Raw genomic sequence first — 24643 nt, 5'->3', positions numbered from 1 at the left:
TCCACCGGGCGAGCGGCAGGAGACGAATTCATGCATAGCGCTTCGCAACTGCGCAGGACGATCGCCAAGAAATTCGATGAAGAGGTTCGCTTCTTCCGCGGCTGGATGGATAAGCCAAAGGCGGTTGGCGCAATCATCCCAACCAGTTCGATCACTGCCAAACGAATGGCGTCGGTGATCGACCCCTCGTCCGGCCTGCCCGTCCTGGAGATCGGGCCCGGAACGGGCGTCATCACCCGCGCTATCCTCGCCCGGGGCATTCCGGCCCGAAAACTCTATCTTGTCGAATATGCCCGCGACTTCGTGGAGCACCTCAGGCGGCATTTTCCAGACGTCAACGTGATCCAGGGCGACGCCTTTGATCTGACTGGCGCTCTAGGGGAGGATGCTCCGAAACAGTTCGACAGCGTCATTTCAGGTATTCCGCTGCTCAATTTCCCGGTGGAGCGTCGGGTAGCCTACATCGAGGATCTGCTCGATCGCGTGCCGCCCGGCAGGCCGGTCATCCAACTGACCTATGGCCCGAAATCCCCGGTCCCGCCGGGACTGGGGAATTACTCAGTGAAGCACTTTGATTTCGTGATTCGCAATCTTCCGCCCACCCAGCTCTGGCTCTATTCGCGCGACCGGCACTGAGCGCCATGCCGGGCCTGATCGGCCGAGCGCGGCCGATCAGAACTCGCGGCCAAGCTTCGCGTCGACGGAATGGCGGTTTCCGCCGCGGATGGCGAAGAAGATGAAGATCGCGGCCCAGAGGATCGACTTCTCGGACCCGGAATAGCCCTGGCCGAGCGTCACCCAGTGGAACCAGACCGTCACGAGGAGGACGATCGCCGCCGCGACGGATGCCGGGCGGGTGAAGAGGCCGATGGCGATCAGGATTCCGCCAAAGAACTCGGTCGCCGATAGCAGCGGCGACCAGAATGCGCCGGGATAAAAGCCCAGTTTCTCCACCGTCCCGACCGCCCCAAACGGGTTGACTATCTTCGGCGCGCCATGCGTGACGAGCGCAAGGCCGGCGACGACCCGCAGAAGCGTTTCCGCGCTTTCTCGGAGAGCGGCGTAGAGGCCCCCCAGTGCTGGGATGAAGAGCTTCCTATCCGATGATTCGCGCACCTGATTCTCCTGCCGAATTGCGGGGGCACAAGGAGGAGACGAATCGTAGGAAAGCAACTAAACTCCTCTAACAAAATTTTGATTTGCCTCGTCATAGCAGCGTCACCTCACCCGACGCGTCGCGATTTGCCCGTCCCGCTTCACGATTCTGAAACCCTATAGTCATCTTTTCGCCCGAAATTTGCCAATCCTGACAGTACGCAAGGGACGGAGCGACGATGAGGGGACACTCGTGAAGGCGCCACAGCGCCTGTCGGCCATGTTCGCGGCCGTCGTCCTTCCGCTTGCCATAGCCGCTTGCAGCCAGTCCACCGACATGGATGGCGGCATGAACTCGATGGCTATGCCCGCGCGCCACTACGGCTATTCCGCGGCCGATCGCGAATGCCTGATGCGGGCCATGTTCTTCGAAGCGGATCGCTCCAGCCGCGATGGCCTGGTCGCTGTCGGCACGGTCGTCATGAACCGGCTCCGGTCCGGCGAATGGGGCGACACGATCTGCCAGGTCGTCGGGGCGCCCGGACAGTTCGCGCCGGGCGTGCTGACGCGCGAGATGAATTCGCAGGAGCTGCCGGACGTCGCGGAAGCGGCCGATGCGGTGCTGAAGGGCGAGCGGCATTCGAAGGTGAAGAATGCCATGTTCTTCCACACGGCCGGCCTGAAGTTCCCCTACAGGAACATGCATTACACGCTGGTCGCCGGCGGCAACGCTTTTTACGAGAAGCGCAACCGGCAGGGCGATCCGGTTGTCCTGCCGCCCGAGAAGCCGAGATTCGAACCCGCCGTTATGGTGGCCGAGGCGGATGTTGGCCAGAAGGGTGATCGTCTCGCCGGGACGCGCGGCCCCCTTCCGGCTTCCGATGCCGCAGCCGCAGCCGCAGCCGCAAAGGCCGGCACCCAGATTGCGGCTGCCGACAACGTTGCCGCGCCGATCCCGGCCGCAATTTCCGCGCCCAAGGTGGAGCAGGGACCCGAGGAGCAGCAGCCGGTCACTGTCATGGCGATCGACGGCCCAACGCCCTCGACCGGTATTTCGTCCTCGCCGTTCGATGCGGTGGCCGGAATCGTGCTTCCGGAAACCACCAATGCCATCCCCTTCCCGAGTGCCTCGCGCCCTGCCCATGTTGAGCCACTGCCTGCCGCATCCGGCGAAATGTTGGTCGCCGCAGCCACGACCGGCCTGAGGGGCGGAATCCAGGCCGCGGCACCCGCCGAGACCCCCGTCGGCCAGGCCTTGGCGCCGGAGCCCGCTTCGATGGCGGCATTCGAGGTCGACGCGGAGGATGCAAGCGCGATCGGCGCCCTGCTGTTGGCGCAGGAACGCACGGCGCTAGGCTTCGAGTGAGTCAGCGAGCAGCCGCAAGGCTTTGTGACGGATGCTGGAAGAGACTTCACGGTGAAGGCACGAGAGGGACGTCGAAGGAACCCCCAGCCCGGCTTCAGCTTCTGGCGTAAACGTCCTCGTAGCGGATGATATCGTCCTCGCCGAGATAGCTGCCGGTCTGGACCTCGATGAGCACCATCGGCACCTTGCCGGGGTTTTCCATGCGGTGGACGGCGCCAAGCGGAATGTAGACGGACTGATTCTCCGAGACCAGCTTCACCTCGCCGTCGATCGTGACCTTCGCAGTGCCTTCCACCACGATCCAGTGTTCGGATCGATGATGATGCGACTGGAGCGACAGCGCAGCGCCCGGTTGCACCACGATGCGCTTGACCTGGAAACGCGGGCCGAGGACGAGGCTCTCGAACCAGCCCCAGGGCCGGTGGTCGACCGGGAAGCATTCGGCCTGCTGGGCACGCCGTGCCTTGAGCACGGCAACCGCATCCTTGACCTGCTGGCTGTCCGACTTTCGTGCCACCAGGACGGCGTCGGGCATCGCCACCGCGACGATGTCCTCGAGCCCGATGCCGACGAGTTCCAGCCTGGCCGATTCTGAACGCAGCAGCGTGTCGCGGCATCCGATCGCCGTGGCATTGCCCGCGCAAACGTTGCCTTCGCCGTCGGGGCCGCTCTCGTGCCAGACCGCATCCCAGCCGCCGAGGTCGGACCAACCCTTGTCGTAGGGAATGACCGAAAGGTTGTCCGCCCTTTCCATCACCGCATAGTCGACGGAAATCGCCTCGGCTTCTCTCCAGGGTTCGGACGCCAGGCGTACGAAGGCCAGATCCGACCTGGAATCCTTCACCGCCTGTGAAACCGGCTCGAACAGCCCCGGCGCGTGGGCCCTGAACGCGTCGATGATCGTGCGCGCGGTGAAGAGGAAGATTCCGGCGTTCCAGAGATAGTTTTTCGCTTCGAGCATGTCCGCGGCACGCGCGGCGTCGGGTTTTTCCACGAACCGGACCAGCGGTTGCGGCTTGAAATCGAACGCTCCGAGAGCCTCCTTCAGTTCCAGATAGCCGTAGCCGGTTTCCGGCCTCGTCGGCCGGATGCCGAAGGTTACGATTTGCCCGCTTCGGGCTGCCGGTGCTCCCGCCGCCACTGCCTCGCGGAAGGCCGCGGCATCGGGGATCACATGATCCGACGGCGCGACCAGCATGAGGGCGTCTGGATCCGAACGCTCCATCCAGAGCGCCGCGGCAAGGACCGCGGGGGCGGTGTTGCGCCCTTCCGGCTCGATCAGGATGGCCGCGGGGTCGCGCTCGATCGCTGCGAGCTGCTCGGTGACGATGAAGCGGAACGGATCGCCGGTGATGATCACGGGGCGGGCGAAGCCCGGGCCCGAAAGCCGCCGGGCCGAGGCCTGGAACAGGCTCTCCTCTCCCATCAACTGCGAAAACTGCTTCGGATAGCTTTTTCGCGACAGCGGCCAGAGCCGCGTCCCGGAACCGCCGCAGAGGAGAATCGGATGAATGGGAGACATGCCCTCGCCTTCCAGTGTCCCGCCTGCCGCAGCAGCCCAGGAAGACAGAAACGGGCGGCGCGCGTCAAGTCAAGCGTGTCGGCTGTTTCGGGCGGAGTACGCCGATATGGTTATGACACGAGGTAGACTGTATCCGACGCGTCTCCGCCCAATCCGGGAGCGGCGGCGCCTCGCTACGGTCTATCTTCTCCAGCTTGGCGGATTTGCGTGTAACCGCGGCCGATCGGATCGCGCGTGAGGGTCAGGCGATCCCGGCGAACATCCTCAGAAAAGAATGTCGCATGAGGTGGCCTCATGAAAATTGCGCGTTGACACCCGGTAACCCTCCGCTTAGATCAGCGGCGCACCTGCCCAGGTGGCGGAATTGGTAGACGCGCACGGTTCAGGTCCGTGTGCCGCGAGGCGTGGAGGTTCGAGTCCTCTCCTGGGCACCAAACTTCAGCGAAGTTTGGTGGAACGACAAAGAGCCCGGTTCGCCGGGCTTTTTTGTTGCCTTTTTCCTCTCCTCTCCACCGCTTCAAAGGAGCAAGCTCCCGGCCTTCCTGGCCCGGTCGTGCGCGCTGGATGTCGCCAAGGGCGATCCGATCACGACTGCCTTATCGGGCTGCGGGCGTCGGATGCGGAGCCCGCCCAACTGCCGTCAGCCCACATGGCCGAGAATGCGGTCCGATAGTCCGGGTAAAGGAAGCGGTAGTTGGTCGACCGAATCAGGGCGTTCGAGACGCGTTTGTTCTCGCCGTAGAAGGAACGCGCCATCGGCGAAAGCTCCGCCTCCTCGAAGGCGATCTCCGGCGGCGGCTGCACGCCAATCAGTTCCGCCGCATACGCGACCACATCCTGCGGCGGCGCCGGCAAGTCGTCGGTGACGTTGTAGACGCCGCCGAGCTTGCGGCCGGCCAGATGCCAGAGCGCGCCGGCTATGTCGGCGACATGGATGCGGTTGAACACCTGGTCCTTCTTCACCAGGCGGCGGGCGGCCCCGTCGCGCAGATTGACGAAAGCGTTGCGCCCCGGCCCGTAGATGCCGGAGAGCCTCAGCACCGCCACCGGCAGTCCGATATGGGCGCCCAGCGCCAGCCACTCGCGCTCCGCCTCCACACGGCGGCGCGAGCGCGCCGAGACCGGCCGGCACTCGGCCGTCTCGTCGGTCCAGGCGCCCTGGTGATCGCCATAGACGCCGACGGTCGACAGATAGCCGATCCAGCCGAGCCTGGGCATCCTTTCCGCGATCACCTGCCGCGCGGCCGTGAGCACCGGGTCGCCCGCGTCATCCGGCGCCGTGGAAATTACGAGGTGCGTGACCTCAAGCAGTTCGCTTCGGATTTCGTCCGAGAGAGCGCCGTCGAAAAGGAAGGGAGCCGCACCGGCGGCCTCGAGAGCGGCGAGCTTTTCGCGGGAACGCGTCGTGCCGGCTACGCGGATTGCTGGCGCCGGTTTTGCGGCGGCAAAAGCCTTGCCCGAATAGCCCGCTCCGAAAACGAAAACTCTCATTCGGATTGTCTCGACAGTTAGCTTTTGTGGGGGATGCGGCGACCTGTCTCGGCCGTAGAGACGACACAGACACCGAAACCTATGCAGCCTCGGCGGGCTCCTTACTCACGCGTTCCACGGCCCAATGCAATTCCTCAGCGACGGACGGATCGTCCTCACGCCGGGCATTCGCCAGCGCCATGAAGTCCCCAACTGGCATAAGCCGCGACAGCGCCCATACCGACGCGCCGCGCACCAGCGGCGAGGGGTCCTCTAGCAGGTGAAGGCATGGGGCGATCAGCCCAGCCTCACCGGAATTGCCCGCCGCGATGAGGACATTTCGCAGGAACCGATCGCGGCCGATCCGCTTAACCGGCGAGCCGGAGAAAAGCGCCCGGAAAGCCGCGTCGTCCAGAACCAGCAGGTCGGCAAGTCGTGGTTCCTGCAGATCCTCGCGCGCCTTCAGCTTGGCCTCGGAGGCTTCGCGCGCGAACTTGTTCCAGGGGCACGCCGCGAGGCAGTCGTCGCAGCCAAAGATCCGGTTGCCGATCGCCTCCCGGAATTCCATCGGGATCGGCCCCTTGTTCTCGATGGTCAGGTAGGAGATGCAGCGGCGGGCATCGAGATGGAACGGCGCCGGGAAGGCGTTCGTCGGGCAGGCGTCGAGGCATGCTCGGCAGGAGCCACACCGGTTCGGTTCAGGTGCATCGGGTACGAGTTCGGCCGCGGTGAAGATGCTGCCGAGGAAGAACCAGGAGCCGATCTCGCGGCTCACCAGATTGGTGTGCTTGCCCTGCCAGCCCAGGCCTGCGGCCTCGGCCAGCGGCTTCTCCATGACGGGCGCCGTGTCGACGAACACTTTTACGTCGCAACCGGTTCGGGCGGCCAGTTTTCCGGCGATCGTCTTCAGCCTGCCCTTGATCAGGTCGTGGTAGTCGCGATTCTGGGCGTAGACCGAGATCGCTGCGCGGTCCTTGCTGGCAAGCACCGCCGTCGGATCGTGCTCCGGGCTGTAGTTCATGGCCAGCATGATGATCGAGCGCACTTCGGGCCACAGCACGCGCGGGTCTCCGCGTCGCGCCAGCGTCTCCTGCATCCATTCCATCGAGCCATGCCGGCCATTGGCGACGAAGTCGGCGAGACGTTCGGGCGCAAGCGGGATCGCATCCGGCGAGGTGACCGCGACCCGGTCGAATCCGGCCGCACGCGCCTCTTTGTCGAGAAAGGCGCGGAGCTTGGCTGCTGCGCTTGGTTTGACCGCTAGCGGCCGGTCGGACACGTCCATGCCGGCCTATATGGCACCGCGGAGGAGGTGATGCCAGCGGGAGGTGACGACCGAGGTCCTGTCTGGACGCAAGCTTTCCTTGCCTGTGGCTACCGAGAGGCAAGCTCTAGGCTCAGGGTACCGAACTCAGGTTAACAGTCGGCCAGCGCGCGATCCGGAACTGATTCTCGGGATCGTGCTCGATCAAATACCCCCTCTCCGCTTCGCTGCGCCCGGCACCTCTCCCCCACGTCGTGGGGGAGAGGAAGGGTGCCCTGCGCCACCGCGGCACTTCCTCGCCCCCCTCAGGGGGAGAGGTATCGAGGGCGAAGCCCGAGACGGAGAGGGGGTCGAAATGACCGCGTCACTTGAATTCGTTTGCCGTGGCTTAGACCCCACGCACCTACAGCTTCGTCCAGGCGCCGTTCTTCTTCGACGATCGCACGCAGGCCTCGACGAACGCCACGCCCTCCACCCCGTCCTGCACGGTCGGAAAAACCACGTCGTTGGGGATCTTGCCGCCATTGCGGGCTGCGCGGATGGCGCGGGCCGCCTCGGCATAGATGTTGGCGAAGCCCTCGAGATAGCCTTCCGGATGGCCCGGCGGCACGCGTGTGACCCGCGCCGCGGCGGGGCCGGAGCCGGCGCCGCCGCGGGTGATCAGGCGCTTCGGCTCGCCGAAGGGCGTGTACCAGAGATAGTTCGGGTCGGCCTGCACCCATTCGATGCCGCCCCTGGTGCCGTAGATACGCAGTTTCAGGCCGTTCTCGTTGCCGGGCGCCACCTGGCTCGCCCACAGCATGCCCTTGGCGCCGGGCTCGTTGCCCTTCGGCTTGAAGCGCAGCAGCACATGCGCGTTGTCGTCGAGCTGGCGGCCCGCCACGAAGGAATCGAGGTCGGCGGCAAGGCTGTCGAGCTCCAGCCCGGAGACGAAGCGCGCCAGATTGTAGGCATGCGTGCCGATGTCGCCGGTGGAGCCGCCCGCGCCCGACTGTTTTGGATCGGTGCGCCAGGCGGCCTGCTTCGAGCCGGTGTCCTCCACCTTTTCGGTGAGCCAGTCCTGCGGGTACTCGGCCTGGATGACGCGGATGTCGCCGAGCGTGCCGCTCGCCACCATCTCGCGGGCGTGGCGGATCATCGGATAGCCGGTGTAGTTGTGGGTCAGGACAAAGAGTTTTCCGCTCTTCTCGACGGCCGCGGCAAGTTTTTTGGCGTCGGCCAGCGTGGAGGTCAGCGGCTTGTCGCAGATGACGTGGATGCCTGCTTCGAGGAACGCTTTCGCCGCCGGCCAATGCATGTGGTTGGGCGTGACGATCGCCACCGCCTCGATGCCGTCCGGCCGCTTGGCCTCGGCCTTGGCCATCTCGGCGAAGGTGCCGTAGCTGCGCTCGGGGTCGAGACCGAGTTCGGCGGCCGACGCCTTGGCGCGCTCGGGGTTCGAGGACAGCGCGCCGGCGACCAGCTCGAACTCACCGTCGATGCGTGCCGCGATGCGGTGCACGGCGCCGATGAAGGCGCCCTGGCCGCCGCCCACCATGCCGTAGCGGATCGGCCCCGCCCCCGATTCAACCTGCCTGCCGGTTACCATCTGTTCCTCCCTCCTGGCGCGACGCCCCCCTCCCCCTTGAGGGAGGGTCGGACGGCGCAACCGTCCGGGGTGGGGTCGTCGATGAAAGCCTCTTCGTGATCTTGTTCCGCCTGCTGCAATGAGAGGCGTCGCGCACGGCCGCTTGCACCCCTCCCGGCCGGACTTCGTCCGGCCACCCTCCCCTCAAGGGGGAGGGGAAGCGCTCAAATCCCCATCATCTTCCTGAGCAGCGCCTTGTCCGTGGTCCCCCCGGCAAAATCGTCGAAGGCGCGCTCGGTGACCCGGATGATGTGGTTGGCGATGAAGGGCGCGCCCTCCGCCGCGCCATCCTCCGGATGCTTGAGGCAGCATTCCCACTCCAGCACCGCCCAGGAGTCGTAGTCGTACTGCGCGAGCTTGGAGAAGATGCCTGAAAAATCGACCTGGCCGTCGCCCAGCGAGCGGAAGCGGCCGGCGCGGTTCACCCAGCCCTGGTAGCCCGAATAGACGCCCTGGCGGCCGTCCGGGTTGAACTCGGCGTCCTTCACGTGGAAGGCTTTGATGCGCTCGTGGTAGATGTCGATGAAGGCGAGATAATCGAGCTGTTGCAGCAGGAAGTGCGACGGGTCGTAGTTGATGTTGCAGCGCTTATGCCCGCCGACCGAGTCCAAAAACATCTCGAAGGTGGCGCCGTCGAACACGTCCTCGCCAGGATGGATCTCGAAGCCGATGTCGACGCCAGCATCCTCATATTTGTCGAGGATTGGCTTCCAGCGGCGTCCGAGCTCGGCGAACGCCTCCTCGATCAGGCCGGCGGGCCGCTGCGGCCACGGATAGAGATAGGGGAAGGCCAGCGCGCCGCAGAAGGCGACCGAAGTCGAGAGGCCAAAATTCCGTGACGCGGCCGCGCCAAATTCCATCTGCTCGACCGCCCAGGCCTGCCGCGCCTTGGGATTGTTGTGGACCTGCGGCGGGGCGAAGCCGTCGAACTGAGCGTCATAGGCCGGATGGACGGCGACGAGCTGGCCCTGCAGGTGGGTGGAAAGCTCGGTGATCTCAACGCCGGCGTCCGCGCAGATGCCCTTCACCTCGTCGCAGTAGGTTTTTGACGTCGCAGCCTTCTTCAGGTCGAACAGCCGACCGTCCCAGGTCGGGATCTGAACGCCCTCATAACCGAGGGCGGCTGCCCATTTGGTGATCGCGGGGAGCGAACTGAACGGCGCCGCGTCGCCGGCGAACTGGGCCAGAAAGATCGCGGGGCCCTTCATCGTCTTTGCCATGTCGTCCTCCCGAAACGCCGGGCATCATAGGCGATGCCGGATTGGCCGCAAGGGCCGGTTGCATCGGTCTCAGCCGATCTTGCCCATACTGGTCATACCAAAAAGCGGCGACTGGTCAAGGATGGGCTAACGAGCGAAGCGCATTCCTTCCTTCGCCGTGCCCAAGCATTTTCAATTGAAGATCAGCCAATTGGTTGGGTTCGCGGCGGGGTGGGAGGGTGATCCTTGCGGCAGTCGCCCAAATGGGCTAGAAATCCGGCATCACCGAATTGGTCCAACCAGATATGAGGCTGGTCCGGCCGGACGGCAGAATAGGCTCCGGGGCGGAGCGGCAGAGAAGGCGAGATTGGGAGGAAGACGCCATGCACCTTTCCACGCACAACTGGATGCGGGCCGAACCGCTTGAGACGACTCTGAGGCGCATCAAGCAGTTCGGCTATGAATCGATCGAGATCTCCGGCGAGCCCGCGCAGTACGAAACCAAGGAAACGCGCCGCCTGCTCAGCCAGTACGGCATACGCTGCTGGGGCGCGGTCACCCTCATGCTGGGCGAGCGCAATCTTGCGGCCAAGGACCAGGGCCAGCGCGAGCGCTCGGTGCAGTATGTCAAGGACGTGCTCACCATGGTCTCGGAGCTCGACGGCGAGATCATCACGCTGGTCCCCGCCACCGTCGGCAAGGTCGTCCCGGACGGCACCGAGGAGGAGGAGTGGAACTGGGTCGTCGACGCGACCCGCGAATGTTTCGCGCATGCCAAGAAGGTCGGCGTCAGGATCGCGATCGAGCCGCTCAATCGCTTCGAGACCTATCTGTTCAATCGCGGCGAGCAGGCTATGGCGCTTGCCGACGCCGTCTCGCCGGAATGCGGCGTCTGCCTCGATGCCTATCACCTCAACATGGAAGAGTTCGACGTTCACGAGGCGATCCGCAAGGCGGGCAAGCGCCTGTTCGACTTCCACGTGGCCGATAACAACCGCTTCGCTGCCGGCCTCGGCACCATCGACTGGTCGAAGATCGTCGGAACCCTGAAGGAGATCGGCTACGACGGCGCCCTCACCAACGAGTTCGTCGCTCCGGTCGATCGCACGCCCGCCAACCGATATCCCGAAATGGTCGAACGCAATCCCGTCGATATCTCGCCCGAGCAGCTGAAATTCATCCAGGACCACGGATCGAGCCTGCTCACCGAAAAGTTCTACACCGACCAGATGCGGATCACCGCGGAGATGCTGCTGCCCCTGATCAAGTAGCTCGCCCGAAATGACCCTACCCCCACCCCTTACCCCTCCCCACAAGGGGGAGGGGGGCGCGCACGCCTCGCATTTCCCCTCCCCCTTGTGGGGAGGGGTAAGGGGTGGGGGTGCCTGTCGCGGGAAGGCAGGAGGCCGCAGGTGCGCATAGCAAAGGCCCAGGCCTGGTGGGTCCGCATCCCCATCGAAGCCGCGCGGCAGCACCGCAGCGACTTCGGCCAGGTGCGCACCTTCGATGCGGCCATCCTGCGCATCGAGACGGAAGACGGCCTGGTCGGCTGGGGCGAGGGCAAGAACGCAGCCGGCAGCGCCGGTTCCTACTCGGCGCTCGTGCACATGCTGAACCACGAGATCGGGCCGATGCTGGTCGGCCGCAACGCCGGCGACATCGGGCCGATCTGGGAGATGCTCTACAACGGCGTGCGCGCCGACAGCGCGGCCAAGTCCGGTCATGCCATGCCCCACATCGCCCGGCGAGGCATGTCGGTGGCGGCGATCAGCACCGTCGACATCGCGCTCTGGGACATTCTTGGCAAGCACCTCGGCCAGCCGGTCTGGCAATTGCTCGGCGGGCGCAAGGCGGACCGGCTGCCGGCCTATGCCTCCGGCGGCTGGGCGCCCGCGGCGGAGATCGGCGATCAACTGAAGTCATACATCGAGAAGGGGGGATTCCGGGCCGTCAAGATGAGGGTGGGTGCGATGGACGGCGCGCCGCACATTTCAGCGGCGCGCGTCCGCGCGGCCCGGCAGGCTCTAGGCGAGGGCGTCGACATCATGGCCGACGCGCACGGCACCTACACGGTGGCCGAGGCGAAGCGCTTCGCCGCGCTGACCGCGGATTGCGATCTCGCCTGGTTTGAGGAGCCGGTGATTGCCGACGACAAGGCGGGCATGGCGGAGGTGCGCGCTTCGACCAGCGTGCCGATCGCGGCCGGCGAGAGCGAGGCCACCCGCTACGATTTTCGCGATCTGGCGGTACTGAAGGCGGCCGACATATTCCAGCCGGACCCGGCTTTCTGCGGCGGCATCAGCGAGGCGATGAAGATCGGCACGCTGGCGAGCGCCTTCAATCTCCGCTTCGCCCCGCATCTGTGGGCAGGCGCGCCCTGCTTTTTCTCCGGCCTGCATCTATGTGCCGCATCCCCGGCAAGCTTCACGGTGGAATATTCCCTCGGTGCCAACCCGATGATCCACGATCTGGTGGAAGAGACGGTCGAGGTCCGCGACGGCATGATCGCCATACCGGAGAAGCCCGGCCTCGGCTTCACGGTTTCGGAAAGATTTCTCCAGGCGCATGCCTGGAGCGCAGGAATGAAATGAAGGAAAAGGATCTCCTCGCGGAACTCGCCGCCCATCTCTACGCCTCTTCGCAGGCCGAGACCGGACGTACGCCGTCGGAGCGCGAGCTTGCCGAGCATTTCGGCGTGAGCCGGGGCCAAATCCGCGAGACGCTCGCGATCCTGGAAGCCATGCGTATCGTCGAGCGCCGCGCCAAGTCGGGTATCTACCTGACCACGCGACAGGCGAGCGTCGAGGCGATGGCGCTGTTCGCCAAGGCCGGCGTGCCGCTCGATCCTGTGCAGATCTACGAGACAGTAGAGCTCAGGAAGATCCACGAGATCAAGGCGGCCGAGCTCGCCTGCAGCCGCGCAACGGAAGAGAATTTCGAGCGGCTGCGCGAAATCCTTGCGGCCTCCGAGGCGAGACTGGCGGCGGGAGAGCCGCTGGCGCGCGAGGACCGCGATTTCCACCTGGAGATCGTGCGGGCGACGCAGAACAGCATCTTCCACCGCATCTGCAGCGTCTACTACGTGATGGGCGAGACCCGGCTGCCGATCTACTTCAACGATCCGGCGCGCGGCCGGCGCTCGCATGCCGAGCACCTGCAGATCTACGACGCGCTGGTCCGCCGCGACGGCAATCTCGCGCAGGCGCTGATGAGCGCGCACCTGCAGGGCGCGGAAAGCTACTGGAAGGATCTGCTCACCGGCGACGAGGCGGCGAAGGTGCTGAAGAGGGCGTAGAAGCCGCTTCGGTCGAAGTGCCGTCGCTGGAGGCCTCTTGCCCGCTTGGTTCAGGTGCGTCCTTCGAGGCTCGCCCGCCGAGGTCAATTTCCCTATAACAAGTCCCGTGCGGGCTCGCACCTCAGGATGAGGACCGTTGTGCCTGCAGCGCTTACAGTCAGCATCGGCTCAAAGAATCAGCCGGCCTTCAGATCAGTGGCTTGGCGCTGACGGATCGTGATTGGCGCTGTAGCACCCACATTCCTCATCCTGAGGTGCGACCCTGAGCGCGAGCGACCAAGTCGCGAGCAGCCGAAGGGGAGCCTCGAAGGACGCACCTGAAGCTCCGAAGCCCTACACGATCCCGCCACCCATCGAAGCTACCGCCGGCCGTTCCGCAGCGACCTTCACTCGATAGCCCGCTTTCCGATAGGCCCCGACCGGATCGATCGCACCGCCCTTGCTGAGGCGCGCCATCGCCAGGATCGGTTCGACATCGGTACGGAACGCCGCCTTCAGCGTCTGCGTAGCCATGAGCGCATCATTCTCCTCCTGGGAGCTTTCCAGCGCGGCGCGGTCGACCAGCAGGGCTGAGGCATAGGCGCGCTGCAACTCGGCGGCCGACAGCATCAGGCTCTCGATCGGATCGGTGACGTTATGGCTCTGGTCGAGCATGTGCGCCGGGTCGAAGCCTGCGGCGCCGGAGAGTTCCGCGTCGACCAGTTCGTTGAAGACCAGGAACAGCCGGTAAGGGTCGATCGAGCCGGCGTCGAGATCGTCGTCGCCATACTTGGAATCGTTGAAGTGGAAGCCGCCCAGTTTCTTGAACTGGATCAGGCGGGCCACGATCATCTCGATGTTCACGTTCGGCGCGTGATGGCCGAGGTCGACGAGGCAGAAAGCCTTTTCGCCGAGCTCCTGGGCGATCAGGTAGTTGGTGCCCCAGTCCTGGACGACGGTGGAGTAGAAGGCCGGCTCGTACATCTTATGCTCGGTGAGGAGCCGCCAGTCATCCGGCAGCGCGTCGTAGATCTCGCGCATCGCGGCGAGATAGCGCTCGAAGGCGCGGGTGAAATTCACCTGGCCGGGGAAGTTCGAGCCGTCGCCGATCCACACCGTCAGCGCCTTCGAGCCGACCTCGCGGCCGATCTCGATGCATTCGATGTTGTGTTCCACCGCCTGCCCGCGGACCGCGGCATCGGCATGGCTGAGCGAGCCGAATTTATACGAAAGCTTCTGATCCTTTGCGTCGGAAAAAGTGTTCGAGTTGATGGCGTCGAAGGCGAGGCCGAAGCGGCTTGCCGCCTGCTTCAGGCGCTTGGGGTCGGCCTTGTCCCAGGGGATGTGCAGCGACACCGTCGGCGTGGCGCGCGTCAGTTGCTGGATGACGGAGCAGTCCTCGATCTTGTCGAAGACGTCGCGCGGCTCGCCCGGGCCGGGATAGCGCGCGAAGCGTGTGCCGCCGGTGCCGACGCCCCAGGACGGGATCGCCACGCCGAATTTTTCGACCCTTGCCAGGATTGCCGATATGTCGATGCCGCGGCGGGAAAGCTGCTCGCCGAGATGGTCGTAGTCGCGGCGCAGGTTTCCTTCCCGCTCGGCGTTGTGCTCGTGGACGAGATCAGTGGCGATGAGTTGTTCGGTCATGTGCGCCTCCTCCCAGTTGCGCAGTGGACATCTTAGTCTTTGACGAATGTGCCTGGCACACCAGTGCGAAGGGACGCCGTCCTCCCAAATCTCACCCTACCTCGTAAAACTCTGCGCATTGCCCGCGTCGACGTTGAGTATGTTCCCGGTCGACTTGGCCGACAGGTCAGAGGCGAAGAACCAGACCGCCTCGGCGATATCTTCCGGGAACACGCTGAGCTTCAGCAGCGAGCGCTTGCGGTAGTGCTCCTCGAGTTCGTCCGGCGCCATGTTGTAGGCGGCCGCCCGCTGCTCCCGCCACTCACCGCTCCAGATCTTGGAGCCGCGCAGCACTGCGTCGGGATTGACCGTGTTGACGCGGATGCCGTGCTCGGCGCCCTCCAGCGCGAGGCAGCGGGCGAGATGGATCTCTGCGGCCTTGGCCGTGCAGTAGGCGGAGGCGTTGGGTGATGCGGCCAGCCCGTTCTTGGAGGCGATGAACACGATGTTGCCGCCGGCCCTCTGCCGCTTCATCAGCCGGAACGCCTCGCGCGAGACGAGGAAATAGCCCGTCGCCAGGATCTCCATGTTGCGGTTCCACAGCGACAGCTCGGTCTCGTCCACCGGCGCGGCCGAGGAGATGCCGGCATTGGAGACAAGAATGTCGAGCCCGCCGAATTCGCGCGCAGCGAAGGCGAAGGCCTCGGTCACTTCTGCTTCCTTCGTTACGTCCAACCGCACCCCGCGCACCACGTCGGGCGAATGTCGGTCCGCGAGCTCTTTCTCCGTTCTTTCGAGGGCTGAGGCGTCGATGTCGGCCAGCACCACGCAGGCGCCGTCGGCGAGCAGTCGCTCGGCCGTCGCCCTGCCGATCCCGCCTGCCCCTCCAGTCACCAGAGCGATGCGGCCGGCAAGCGCCTTGGGCTTGGGCAGCCGCTGCAGCTTGGCCTCTTCGAGCACCCAGTATTCGATGTCGAAGGCCTCCTGCTCGGCGAGACCCATATAGTCCGACACCGAGGAAGCGCCGCGCATCACATTGATGGCGTTGACATAAAATTCGGCCGAGACGCGCGCGGTGGCCTTGTCCTTGGCGAAGGTCAACATGCCGACGCCGGGCACCAGATAGACGACAGCGTTCGGATCGCGCATCGGCGGGCTCTCGGGGCGCTTGCAGCGTTGGTAATAGTCGGCGTGGCCCTGGCGATAGGCCACCAGCGCGGCGGGCAGGCCAGCGAGCGTCTTCTCCAGATCGGGACTGGCCGGATCGAAATCCACCACCAGCGGGCTGCGCTTGGTGCGCAAAAAGTGGTCGGGGCAACTCGTGCCCTTCGCCGCCAGCGCCTGCATGTCGCGCGAGGCGATGAACTCCAGCACCGCGGGCGAGTCATCGAAGTGGACGACCTTGCGCTCCTTGGCCGAGATCATGCCGCGGATCGCCGGCATCAGCTTTGCGGCGATGGCGCGGCGCTCGGCTTGCGGAAGCGTCCTGCGGACCTCGCCGCCGAAGGCCGGTCTGCCGCGCCCATTGGCCTCGAACCACTCGATCGCGCGGTTGATGATGCGGATCGTCGCCTCGTAGCAGGATTTTGAGGTGTCGCCCCAGGTGAAGAGGCCGTGGCCTTCGAGAACGACGCCGACCGCATCCGGGTTCTCCCGGCAGAACTTTTCCAGCCACAAGCCGAGCTCGAAGCCCGGCCGCTTCCACGGCAGCCAGCCGATCTCGCCGCCAAAAACGTCCTTGGTCAGCGCCTTGCTGTCCTTCGCCGCGGCGATCGCGATCACCGCATCGGGGTGCATGTGGTCGACATGTTTTGTGGGCACGAAGGCGTGCAGCGGCGTGTCGATCGAAGCGGCGCGGGGGTTCAGGTTGAACGTGCAGTGCGGCAGGTAGTCGACCATCGCGTCTTCAAAGTCGACGCCGCGATAGAGCTTCTTCAGGCTCTCCAGCTTCTCCATATAGAGGCTGGCCAGCCCCTCCATGCGCATCGTGCCGAGGTCGCCGCCCGAGCCCTTGACCCAGAGCACCTCGACGGTCTCGCCGGTCAGCGGGTCCTTCGCAAACGCCTTGGCGGAGGTGTTGCCGCCGCCGTAATTGGTGATGCGCTTGTCGGAGCCGAGCAGGTTCGATCGATAGACCAGCAGTTCGGCCTCGCTGCGACCGGCCGCCTTCTGATCGTCCCACAGGTTGGCAAGTCTGCTGCCGGCCATGTCCTCGGCTCCTCCCGGGAATGTTTTGCTCGCACGCTAGCGCCGGAAAACGCTCACGGTCAATCGGGATTTCGAGCGAAATTGAGCAAATGCGTTGCGCAACCAATTATTGCAGCGCGATACGCTCATTTTCGTTGACGCTCATGAGCGCGCATGCATTGATGCGATCGAATTCAGGCGAGCAAGGCTCTCATGCACGAAAGAGACCGGCGTTCGGCGATACTTGGGTCGATGGCCGGACGGGCCGTCGTGCCGGTGCGCGAGCTGGTCCGGCTGACCGGAGCCTCGAGCGCCACGCTGCGCCGCGACCTTGCACGGCTGGAGAAGGAAGGGCTCGTTCGCCGCGTCCATGGCGGCATCTCCGCACCCGAGCCGCTCCCCGCGACGTTGGGCGCGCCGACATTCAGCTCTCAGCGCGTCAAGAACGCCGAGAAAAAGCGGGCGATCGCCGCCGCCGCCTGCGGACTTTGCCAGGATGGCGAGTCGATCATCATCAACGCCGGCACGACGACCTTCGCCATGGTCGACTTCCTCAAAGACCGCCGGCTGAACATCCTGACCAACTCGTTCCCGATCGCCGAGGCGCTGATCCGCGGCAGCGAGAACCGCATCACCCTTCCCGGCGGCGAGGTTTATCGCGAGCAGGGTATCATCCTGTCGCCTTTCGAGGACGACGCGATCCAGAACCTGCATGCCACCACCATGTTCATGAGCGCGGCAGCGATCACGTCGCTCGGCGTGGTGGAGGCCGACCCGCTGGTGGCGCGGGCCGAGGCGAAGCTGCTGACGCGCGCCGATCGCTTGATAGTTCTCGCCGATTCGACCAAATTCGAACCTAAGGGAAGCTTGGTGGTGTGTCCGCTGTCCCGGGTCACGACCCTGGTGACGGACGACGGCATCAGCGAGGCCGCCTTGGGGATGCTGGAGAGGGCCGGGGTGGAGACCTTGATAGCACGCGTTGGGAAGGAGATCGCTTCCGCCGCATGAGGAGCGGAGGGACGGTCGGGCCGGGTTGACCGGTCCGAGAGTGGAAACTTGGGTATTGGCAGGGAGGAAAATGCCATGAAGACCACACGTCGCGAACTGATCAGGATCGCAGGGGCGGGAGCGGTCGTGCTCGCCGCGCCGGCGATCATCACCAGGCCGGCCCGCGCGGCCAACAAGCGCATCGCACTCATCGTCAAGAATCTCGGCAACAGCTATTTCGACGCCTGTGCCAACGGCGCCAAGGAAGCCGCGGCCGAGCTCGGCGGCATCGAGATCATCTACACCGCCTCGGCCAAGCCGACCGCCGAAGAGCAGATCGCCGTCATCGACGCCCAGATCGCGCAGAAGGTCGACGGCATCATCGTCTCGGCCAACGACGCCGACGCCCTCGTTCCGGTCGGCAAGAAGGCGGCCGAGCGCGGCATCAAGGTGATGAGCTTCGACTCGGCGATCGCGCCGGCCGGCCGCACCGTCCATCTGTCTGCCTCGTCTACCCCGCTGATCGGCGCCAAGCAGGTACAGATGATCGCCAAGACGCTCGGCAACAAGGGCGAGGTCGCGATCCTGTCGGCCGCCTCCACCATGACCAACCAGAACTCCTGGATCGAGGCCATGAAGGAGGAGTGGAAGAAGCCCGAATATGCCGAGATGCCGCTGGTGGCGACCGTCTACGGCGACGACCAGGACGACAAGAGCTACCGCGAGATGCAGGGCCTAGTGAAGGCGCATCCGAACCTGCGCGGCGTGATCTCGCCGACCACGATCGGCATCCGCTCGGGCGCCAAGGCGATCGTCGACGGCGGGCTGATTGGCAAGGTCTACATCACCGGCCTCGGCCTGCCGTCCGAGATGAAGGACTACGTGATGCAGGGCGCCTGCGATTCCTTCGCGATCTGGAATCCGGTCGAGTACGGCTATGCCTCGACCATGATCATGGCCGACCTGCTCAACGGCAAGGACGCGGCGGAAGGCGCCAAGCTGTCGATGGGCAAGAAGGGCGAGACGACGGTCGGCAAGGACGGCGAGGCCGTCATGGGCGAGCCCTTCGAGTTCAACAAGACCAACGTCGAGGAGTTCGCCAAGATCTTCTGATCTGGCGGCGCCCTTACCCTCCCCCTTGCGGGGAGGGTCGCCCGAAGGGCGGGGTGGGCTTGCATCCTAGATTCGACCCCACCCCGCTTCGCAGTTTCCGCTGCGCTCAAACTGCTCATCGACCCTCCCCACAAGGGGGAGGGTAAGAGGTCAGCGTCTCTCCCGTGTCTGAACCCATCCTCACCCTGACCGGCGTCTCCAAAACCTTCCCGGGCGTGCGCGCGCTGCAGAATGTCAGCCTGGCGCTCAGGCCAGGGAGCGTCACCGCGCTGATCGGCGAGAATGGGGCCGGCAAGTCGACCATCGTGAAAATCCTGACCGGCATCTACACGCCCACCGAAGGCGAGATCCGGGTCGCAGGCGAGCCGAAGAGCTTTGCCTCCCCGCGTGACGCCTGGGCGGCCGGCATCGCCGCCATTCACCAGGAAACGGTGATGTTCGACGAACTGTCGGTCGCCGAGAACATTTTCATGGGCCACATGCCGGTCGGGGCCGGGCGGCTGGTCGACTGGTCCGAGATGCGGGCCAAGGCGGCGGCCCTGCTCAAGCGCATCGACGCGGAGATCCCGCCCGAGTTCAAGCTGAAGCGCCTCTCGGTCGCCCAGAAGCATCTGGTCGAGATCGCCCGCGCGCTCTCCCACGAGGCGCAGGTCGTCATCATGGACGAGCCGACGGCAGCGCTGTCGGCCAACGAGATCGACGACCTCTTCCGCATCGTCGCCCAGCTCAAGGCGGAAGGGCGCGCCGTCGTCTTCATCAGCCACAAATTCGATGAGATTTTCCGCATCGCCGACGATTTCGTCTGCCTGCGCGACGGCGACAAGGTGGGCGAGGGGCCGCTGAGCGATGTGACCGAGCCGCAGCTGGTGCGCATGATGGTCGGCCGGCCGGTCGACCAGGTGTTTCCGAAGCGCGACGTGCCGATCGGCGGGGTCGCGCTCTCCGTAAGAGACCTCTCAAACGCCACCGAGTTCGCCGACGTCTCGTTCGACCTGCGCAAGGGCGAGATCCTTGGGCTCTACGGCCTGGTGGGCGCCGGGCGGACCGAGGCGATGCAGGGCCTGTTCGGCATCACGCCGCTGACGCGCGGCAGCGTCACTTTGGAAGGCAAGCCGCTCTCCATCCGCTCGCCTGCGGACGCGATCCATGCCGGCATCTCCTATGTGCCGGAGGACCGGCAGGAGCAGGGTGCGGTGCTGTCGCTCGGCATCCGCGAGAACGTGACGCTCGCCAACCTGGTCAAGCACGTGCGCGGGCTCTTCCTCTCGCGTCCCTCCGAGCAGGACGAGACGCGTCGTCTTGGCCGGCGCCTAGCGGTGAAGGCCGCCAACTGGGAGCAGCGGCTCGGCGAGCTTTCCGGAGGCAACCAGCAGAAGGTGGTGATCGCAAAATGGCTGGCCACCCGGCCGAAAGTCATCATCCTCGACGAGCCGACCAAGGGCATCGACATCGGCTCCAAGGCGGCCGTCCACGACTTCATCGGCGAGCTTGCGGGCGATGGCCTCGCCGTCATCCTGATCTCCTCCGAGCTGCCGGAGGTCATGGGTCTCGCCGACCGCATCCTGGTGATGAAGGAAGGCCGCGTCGTGGACGAGTTCCAGCGCGGCAAGTGGAGCGCCGAAGCGATCGTCGGGGCGGCCACCGGCGCCCGGAAGGAGGCAGCGTGATGGCGGGGCGGGCGATCAAGACGCGGCGTTTGATAGTTGCACCCCCACCCCTCACCCCTTCCCTCAAGGGGGAGGGGGATTCTGAGGCGCTGACGCCCCCCTCCCCCTTGTGGGGAGGGGTTAGGGGGTGGGGGTATGTCATCGCCGAGGCTGATCCAGCATCGGGGCAGCGCCGGATGAGAAACGTTCTCAACTATCGCGAGCTCGGCCTCGCGCTGGTCCTGATCGTCGGTGTCGGCGTCATCGGCGCCTATCAGCCCGTCTTCCTCGAATGGCGCAACATCGGCGACATCCTGACCGAGACCTCGGTGCTGTTCATGATGGCGCTGGCGCAGATGGTGGTGATCCTCACCCGCGGCATCGACCTGTCGGTCGCGGCCAACCTGGCGCTGTCGGGCATGCTGGCTGCCCTGGTCAGCCAGTATTATCCCGACACGCCGCTGGTGCTGATGATCCTGACGGCGATCCTCTCCGGCCTGGTGCTCGGTATGATCAACGGCGCGCTCATCGCGTTTCTCGGCATCCCGCCGATCGTGATGACGCTCGGCACGCTCGCCGTCTATCGCGGCTTGATCATCATCATCGCCAAGGGCGACCAGGTGAACGCCTCGGAAATGGGCGTGACGTTCCAGGCTTTCCCCAAGATGGCGCTCCTGGGCCTGACCACACCGGTGTGGATCGCGATCCTCGTCTCGATCCTGTTCTGGGTCTTCCTCAACCTGACTCGCGCCGGGCGCGGCCTTTATGCGGTCGGCGGCAATCCGGTGGCGGCGCGCTATTGCGGCATCGACCAGAGCCGGCAGGAGCTGCTCGCCTATTCGATTTCCGGCGCCGTCGCCGGCCTGTGCGGCTATCTCTGGGTGGCGCGCTACGGCGTCGCCTATTCCGAGATCGCCAACGGCTATGAACTGACCGTGATCGCCGCCTGCGTCATCGGCGGGGTATCCATCGGCGGCGGCGTGGGCACCGTGGCCGGCACGCTGCTCGGCGCGCTGTTCCTCGGCATCGTCATGACCGCGCTCCCGGTCCTGCAGATCACGCCGTTCTGGCAGATGGCGATCTCCGGCGCCGTGATCCTCGCCGCCGTCGTCATCAACGCCCGCGCCGAGAAGCGGCCGGACAAGCTGATCCTGCCCGAGGCGCGGCGGCTTGGCCGCGACACCCGCATGCTGCGGAGGGCAAGGGCATGAACGCGCCCATCTCCCCGCCGCCGGAGACGCGCTATACGGTGCTCGACGCCCCGCGGCGGGGCATTCGCGACGTGCTGATGCGCTGGGAGGTGATTCTCGTCATCCTGCTGGCGGCCACCACCGTCGTGAACACGATGGTCTCGCCCTATTTCCTCGACGTCTTCAATCTCGCCGACGCGACCTTCAATTTCTCGGAGAAGGCGATCATCGCGCTCGCCATGGCTTTGCTCATCCTGGTGCGCCAGATCGACCTCTCCGTGGCGGCGATCGTGGCGCTGGCGGCGATGGGCATCGGCTACGCCGCCGAGGCAGGGTTCGGCCCTGGTGCGTTGTTCGCGGTGGGCATCGGCATCGGGCTCGCCTGCGGCGTCTTCAACGGCCTGCTGGTGACGGGGGCCGGCCTGCCGGCAATCGTCGTCACCATCGGCACCATGTCTCTGTTCCGCGGCCTCACCCAGGTGGTCCTCGGCGACCAGGCGAAGACCAAGTACCCGCAGGAGTTCCTCGACCTCGGCCAAAGCTATTTCATCAAGATGAAGGAGACGGGGATCTCGTGGCTGTTCGTGCCGCCTGTGCCGCTCTCCTTTCTCATCTTCCTGGTGCTCGCCGTCCTGTTCGGGATTGTCCTGCACAAGACGGCGACCGGCCGAAAACTCTTCGCCATCGGCTCCAATCCGATCGCGGCGCGCTTCTCAGGCATTCCGGTGGATAGGCTGACATTCCTCCTGTTTATGGTATCCGGTATCCTGTCTGGTCTTGCGGCAGCGCTGCTCACCGCCCGGCTCGGCTCGATGCGCTCCAACATCGCGATCGGCTGGGAACTCGACATCGTCACCATGGTGATCCTGGGCGGCGTCTCGATCGCCGGCGGCGTCGGCTCGATCCTCGGCGTCGTCCTTGCCGTCTTCGTGCTGGGGCTGGTCACCTTCGGCATGTCGCTCAACAACATTCCGGGCCAGGTGGTGAGCGTCTACATCGGCGCCCTGCTGATCGCAGTGATCGCGATCCCGCGCATCGTCGATCGCCTCGGGCTGCGCAAGCCGGCGGGGTGAGCGGGATGGAGAAATACGCCTTCCGCATGCGGCTCAATTCCGGCATGGCCGAGGAGTACAAGCGCCGGCACGATGCGATCTGGCCGGAACTGGTTGCGCTTTTGAAGGAGGCGGGCGTCTCCGACTACTCGATCCATCTCGACGCCGAGACCAACCTCCTGTTCGGCGTACTCTGGAGCCCCGACGACCACAGGATGGACGAGTTGCCGGACCATCCGGTGATGAAGCGCTGGTGGGCCCACATGGCCGACATCATGGAGACCAGGCCCGACAACGAGCCGGTCGCCGTGCCGCTCCAGACCATGTTTCATCTGGAGTGAGGCTATCGGATGCGGGAGGAGGATCTATCTAGCGCAGGAACCTCCCCCTCACCCAGCCGGATTGGCTGGTTTTCGAAGCCTCATACCCCCACCCCTAACCCCTCCCCACAAGGGGAAGGGAGACTCGCTGATCGCACTCCTGCACCAGACCTGGACGCGTTTGGGGCGAGGACAGCCACGACCAAGTCACCCTCCCCCTTGTGGGGAGGGGTTAGGGGTGGGGGTGAAAGCGTCCGCGGTGGTTACCCAGCAACGGAGCATAGGCGAGGCCTCACTCCATGACGGCGCGCAGTACTCCCCGCCGCGTTGCCGTCATCGACATCGGCAAGAGCAGCGCGAAGATCGCCGCCGTCGATCTGGAGAGCATGGAAGAGCAGGTCGTCGCGCGAACTCCGAACGAGGTGATCTCCGAGGGGCCTTATCCGCATTTCGACACGGAACGGCTCTGGGAATTCATCCAGGACGGGCTCGCAGATCTGGCGCGCGAAGGAGCGCCGGACGCCATCTCGGTCACCGCCCACGGCGCATCCGGCGCCCTGCTTGGCGCCGACGGTTCCTTGGCGCTCCGCGTACTCGATTACGAGTTTCCCGGCCCCGATACTCTGTCGGAAGAATACGGCGCGGTCCGGCCGCGCTTTTCGGAGACCGGCTCGCCGCGCCTGCCGGGAGGGCTTAACCTCGGCGCGCAGCTCTATTGGCAAAGCCGCACCTTCCCGGAGGCTTTCGGCCGAACGGTAAAAATCCTCACCTACCCGCAATACTGGAGCTACCGTCTCTCCGGTGTGGCGGCGAACGAGGCGACGTCGCTAGGCACCCACACGGACCTTTGGAGCCCGGCCAAGCGCGATTTCTCCAGCCTCGTCGACCGACTCGGCTGGCGCAACCTGATGGCGCCGCTGCATAGCGCGGGCGAGCGCCTCGGGCCAGTGCTGCCGGTTCTCGCCCGCCGCCTCGGGCTGGCGGAGGAAACGCCGGTGCTCTGCGGCATCCATGATTCCAACGCCTCGCTCTATCCCCACCTGGTCTTGCGCGCGGCACCGTTCACGGTGGTGTCGACCGGGACCTGGGTGGTGGCGATGGCGGTGGGCGGCGATACCGTCAAGCTAGATCCCGCGCGCGACACGCTGATCAACGTCAACGCCTTCGGCGATCCCGCGCCCTCGGCGCGTTTCATGGGCGGCCGCACCTTCTCACTGCTTTTGGGTGATCAGGCGCCCGAACCCGACGAGGCGGATGTTTCGCGCGTGCTCTCGACGCCCGTCATCCTGACGCCTTCGGTCGTGAAAAGCTCCGGCCCCTATCCGGACCGCGAGGCGCGCTGGCTGCCGGGCGAACCCGAAGGTAAAGGCCAGCGCTTTGCGGCCGTCTCCTTCCATCTGGCGATGATGACGTCGATCTGCCTCGAACTTGCCGGCGCGCGCGGCGAGACGATCGTCGAAGGCCCATTCTGCGCGAACGGGTGTTTCACGCGCATGCTCGCGACCGCCACCGAACGGCCTGTGCTGGTCTCGAAGGGCGGAACCGGCACCAGCGTCGGCGCGGCGCTGTTGTTCGCTGCGGCGGGCCAGGTCTCCCTCGGCCCGCAGACGACGATTTCGCCGGAGCCGGCCTGGGCGGACTATGTGGCGAGATGGCGGGCGGCTGCCGTTTAGCTTGTCCGGCCGGGCTCTCCCCGCTCGTATGG

20 protein-coding genes and 1 tRNA gene are annotated in these 24643 nt (G+C 65.4%); 13 read left to right on the top strand and 8 right to left on the bottom strand.

Going from position 1 to position 24643, the window contains the following annotated elements; translation table 11 throughout:
* Positions 1–30: 30 nt before the first annotated feature.
* A complete protein-coding gene (gene pmtA, locus HUI96_RS10420) occupies positions 31–636 on the top strand; it encodes a phospholipid N-methyltransferase PmtA (RefSeq protein WP_188254566.1) in 606 nt (201 codons plus the stop codon).
* Between the two features lie 36 nt (positions 637–672).
* On the opposite strand, the gene HUI96_RS10415 is transcribed toward pmtA, so the two are convergent.
* On the bottom strand, positions 673–1116 hold the full coding sequence (locus HUI96_RS10415) for a DoxX family membrane protein (RefSeq protein WP_188254565.1): 444 nt from the start codon (positions 1114–1116) through the stop codon (positions 673–675).
* A 232-nt stretch (positions 1117–1348) separates the two neighbouring features.
* Between HUI96_RS10415 and HUI96_RS10410 the strand changes: the two genes are divergently transcribed.
* Positions 1349–2461: a cell wall hydrolase gene (locus HUI96_RS10410; protein WP_425299208.1), complete on the top strand. Its 1113-nt coding sequence runs from the start codon at positions 1349–1351 to the stop codon at positions 2459–2461.
* A gap of 94 nt (positions 2462–2555) precedes the next feature.
* Here the strand turns inward: HUI96_RS10410 and HUI96_RS10405 are convergent, their stop codons facing one another.
* Positions 2556–3983 carry a mannose-1-phosphate guanylyltransferase/mannose-6-phosphate isomerase gene (locus HUI96_RS10405; RefSeq protein ID WP_188254564.1) on the bottom strand — a complete coding sequence of 476 codons (1428 nt, stop codon included), beginning with the start codon at positions 3981–3983 and terminating at the stop codon, positions 2556–2558.
* A gap of 349 nt (positions 3984–4332) precedes the next feature.
* Between HUI96_RS10405 and HUI96_RS10400 the strand changes: the two genes are divergently transcribed.
* Positions 4333–4417 (top strand) — tRNA-Leu (locus tag HUI96_RS10400).
* Between the two features lie 151 nt (positions 4418–4568).
* On the opposite strand, the gene HUI96_RS10395 is transcribed toward HUI96_RS10400, so the two are convergent.
* From HUI96_RS10395 to HUI96_RS10380, 4 genes are all read right to left on the bottom strand, one after another.
* Positions 4569–5474, bottom strand: a complete 906-nt coding sequence (locus HUI96_RS10395) for an SDR family oxidoreductase (protein ID WP_188254563.1) — start codon at positions 5472–5474, stop codon at positions 4569–4571.
* A 79-nt stretch (positions 5475–5553) separates the two neighbouring features.
* Positions 5554–6738 (bottom strand): tRNA epoxyqueuosine(34) reductase QueG, encoded by a 1185-nt coding sequence (gene queG, locus HUI96_RS10390; RefSeq protein WP_188254562.1) that lies wholly within the window; start codon positions 6736–6738, stop codon positions 5554–5556.
* A gap of 382 nt (positions 6739–7120) precedes the next feature.
* Complete coding sequence (locus HUI96_RS10385; RefSeq protein ID WP_188254561.1) at positions 7121–8305, bottom strand: Gfo/Idh/MocA family protein; 1185 nt, start codon at positions 8303–8305, stop codon at positions 7121–7123.
* A 203-nt stretch (positions 8306–8508) separates the two neighbouring features.
* Positions 8509–9564 (bottom strand): sugar phosphate isomerase/epimerase family protein, encoded by a 1056-nt coding sequence (locus HUI96_RS10380; RefSeq protein WP_188254560.1) that lies wholly within the window; start codon positions 9562–9564, stop codon positions 8509–8511.
* A gap of 362 nt (positions 9565–9926) precedes the next feature.
* Between HUI96_RS10380 and HUI96_RS10375 the strand changes: the two genes are divergently transcribed.
* The 3 genes from HUI96_RS10375 (at position 9927) to HUI96_RS10365 (ending at position 12838) form a co-directional block, all read left to right on the top strand.
* A complete protein-coding gene (locus HUI96_RS10375) occupies positions 9927–10814 on the top strand; it encodes a sugar phosphate isomerase/epimerase family protein (protein WP_188254559.1) in 888 nt (295 codons plus the stop codon).
* A gap of 141 nt (positions 10815–10955) precedes the next feature.
* The gene (locus HUI96_RS10370; RefSeq protein WP_188254558.1) at positions 10956–12134 is read left to right on the top strand and encodes an enolase C-terminal domain-like protein; all 1179 of its coding nucleotides are present in this window, start codon (positions 10956–10958) and stop codon (positions 12132–12134) included.
* Complete coding sequence (locus tag HUI96_RS10365) at positions 12131–12838, top strand: FadR/GntR family transcriptional regulator (protein ID WP_188254557.1); 708 nt, start codon at positions 12131–12133, stop codon at positions 12836–12838. The genes HUI96_RS10370 and HUI96_RS10365 overlap by 4 nt, the downstream gene beginning before the upstream one ends.
* A gap of 333 nt (positions 12839–13171) precedes the next feature.
* On the opposite strand, the gene rhaI is transcribed toward HUI96_RS10365, so the two are convergent.
* Complete coding sequence (rhaI, locus tag HUI96_RS10360; RefSeq protein WP_188254556.1) at positions 13172–14464, bottom strand: L-rhamnose catabolism isomerase; 1293 nt, start codon at positions 14462–14464, stop codon at positions 13172–13174.
* A 96-nt stretch (positions 14465–14560) separates the two neighbouring features.
* Positions 14561–16651: a bifunctional rhamnulose-1-phosphate aldolase/short-chain dehydrogenase gene (locus HUI96_RS10355; protein WP_188254555.1), complete on the bottom strand. Its 2091-nt coding sequence runs from the start codon at positions 16649–16651 to the stop codon at positions 14561–14563.
* A gap of 192 nt (positions 16652–16843) precedes the next feature.
* Here HUI96_RS10355 and HUI96_RS10350 point away from each other — a divergent pair, with 192 nt between their 5' ends.
* From HUI96_RS10350 to HUI96_RS10320, 7 genes are all read left to right on the top strand, one after another.
* Positions 16844–17638 carry a DeoR/GlpR family DNA-binding transcription regulator gene (locus tag HUI96_RS10350; RefSeq protein ID WP_188254554.1) on the top strand — a complete coding sequence of 265 codons (795 nt, stop codon included), beginning with the start codon at positions 16844–16846 and terminating at the stop codon, positions 17636–17638.
* Positions 17639–17713: 75 nt separating this feature from the next.
* Positions 17714–18730: a rhamnose ABC transporter substrate-binding protein gene (gene rhaS / locus HUI96_RS10345; RefSeq protein ID WP_188254553.1), complete on the top strand. Its 1017-nt coding sequence runs from the start codon at positions 17714–17716 to the stop codon at positions 18728–18730.
* A 164-nt stretch (positions 18731–18894) separates the two neighbouring features.
* A complete protein-coding gene (locus HUI96_RS10340) occupies positions 18895–20397 on the top strand; it encodes an ATP-binding cassette domain-containing protein (protein ID WP_188254552.1) in 1503 nt (500 codons plus the stop codon).
* A gap of 176 nt (positions 20398–20573) precedes the next feature.
* Positions 20574–21587, top strand: coding sequence for an ABC transporter permease (locus HUI96_RS10335; protein WP_188254551.1), 1014 nt, complete (start codon positions 20574–20576; stop codon positions 21585–21587).
* Entirely contained in the window at positions 21584–22639 is a 1056-nt protein-coding gene (locus HUI96_RS10330; RefSeq protein ID WP_237684050.1) for an ABC transporter permease, read from the top strand. Before HUI96_RS10335 ends, HUI96_RS10330 begins: the two co-directional genes overlap by 4 nt.
* A 5-nt stretch (positions 22640–22644) precedes the next feature.
* The gene (rhaM, locus tag HUI96_RS10325; protein WP_188254550.1) at positions 22645–22959 is read left to right on the top strand and encodes an L-rhamnose mutarotase; all 315 of its coding nucleotides are present in this window, start codon (positions 22645–22647) and stop codon (positions 22957–22959) included.
* A gap of 278 nt (positions 22960–23237) precedes the next feature.
* Complete coding sequence (locus HUI96_RS10320; RefSeq protein WP_188254549.1) at positions 23238–24611, top strand: FGGY-family carbohydrate kinase; 1374 nt, start codon at positions 23238–23240, stop codon at positions 24609–24611.
* The last annotated feature ends 32 nt before the right edge of the window (positions 24612–24643 follow it).

This window comes from Pseudaminobacter soli (ex Zhang et al. 2022) (genome assembly GCF_014595955.1).
Taxonomy (GTDB): domain Bacteria; phylum Pseudomonadota; class Alphaproteobacteria; order Rhizobiales; family Rhizobiaceae; genus Kumtagia; species Kumtagia pseudosoli.
The sequence above is the reverse complement of the archived record's forward strand: the minus strand, read 5'-3'. Positions and strand labels throughout refer to the sequence as shown.

Excerpts from the sequence above, each read along its gene's own strand:
- HUI96_RS10330 (WP_237684050.1), top strand. The coding sequence starts at position 21,584 with ATGAACGCGCCCATCTCCCCGCCGCCGGAGACGCGCTATACGGTGCTC.
- HUI96_RS10350 (WP_188254554.1), top strand. The coding sequence starts at position 16,844 with ATGCACGAAAGAGACCGGCGTTCGGCGATACTTGGGTCGATGGCCGGA.
- rhaM (WP_188254550.1), top strand. The coding sequence starts at position 22,645 with ATGGAGAAATACGCCTTCCGCATGCGGCTCAATTCCGGCATGGCCGAG.
- HUI96_RS10405 (WP_188254564.1), bottom strand. The coding sequence starts at position 3,983 with ATGTCTCCCATTCATCCGATTCTCCTCTGCGGCGGTTCCGGGACGCGG.
- HUI96_RS10355 (WP_188254555.1), bottom strand. The coding sequence starts at position 16,651 with ATGGCCGGCAGCAGACTTGCCAACCTGTGGGACGATCAGAAGGCGGCC.
- queG (WP_188254562.1), bottom strand. The coding sequence starts at position 6,738 with ATGGACGTGTCCGACCGGCCGCTAGCGGTCAAACCAAGCGCAGCAGCC.
- HUI96_RS10380 (WP_188254560.1), bottom strand. The coding sequence starts at position 9,564 with ATGGCAAAGACGATGAAGGGCCCCGCGATCTTTCTGGCCCAGTTCGCC.
- HUI96_RS10320 (WP_188254549.1), top strand. The coding sequence starts at position 23,238 with ATGACGGCGCGCAGTACTCCCCGCCGCGTTGCCGTCATCGACATCGGC.
- HUI96_RS10365 (WP_188254557.1), top strand. The coding sequence starts at position 12,131 with ATGAAGGAAAAGGATCTCCTCGCGGAACTCGCCGCCCATCTCTACGCC.
- HUI96_RS10335 (WP_188254551.1), top strand. The coding sequence starts at position 20,574 with ATGAGAAACGTTCTCAACTATCGCGAGCTCGGCCTCGCGCTGGTCCTG.
- rhaI (WP_188254556.1), bottom strand. The coding sequence starts at position 14,464 with ATGACCGAACAACTCATCGCCACTGATCTCGTCCACGAGCACAACGCC.
- HUI96_RS10385 (WP_188254561.1), bottom strand. The coding sequence starts at position 8,305 with ATGGTAACCGGCAGGCAGGTTGAATCGGGGGCGGGGCCGATCCGCTAC.
- HUI96_RS10395 (WP_188254563.1), bottom strand. The coding sequence starts at position 5,474 with ATGAGAGTTTTCGTTTTCGGAGCGGGCTATTCGGGCAAGGCTTTTGCC.
- rhaS (WP_188254553.1), top strand. The coding sequence starts at position 17,714 with ATGAAGACCACACGTCGCGAACTGATCAGGATCGCAGGGGCGGGAGCG.
- HUI96_RS10375 (WP_188254559.1), top strand. The coding sequence starts at position 9,927 with ATGCACCTTTCCACGCACAACTGGATGCGGGCCGAACCGCTTGAGACG.
- pmtA (WP_188254566.1), top strand. The coding sequence starts at position 31 with ATGCATAGCGCTTCGCAACTGCGCAGGACGATCGCCAAGAAATTCGAT.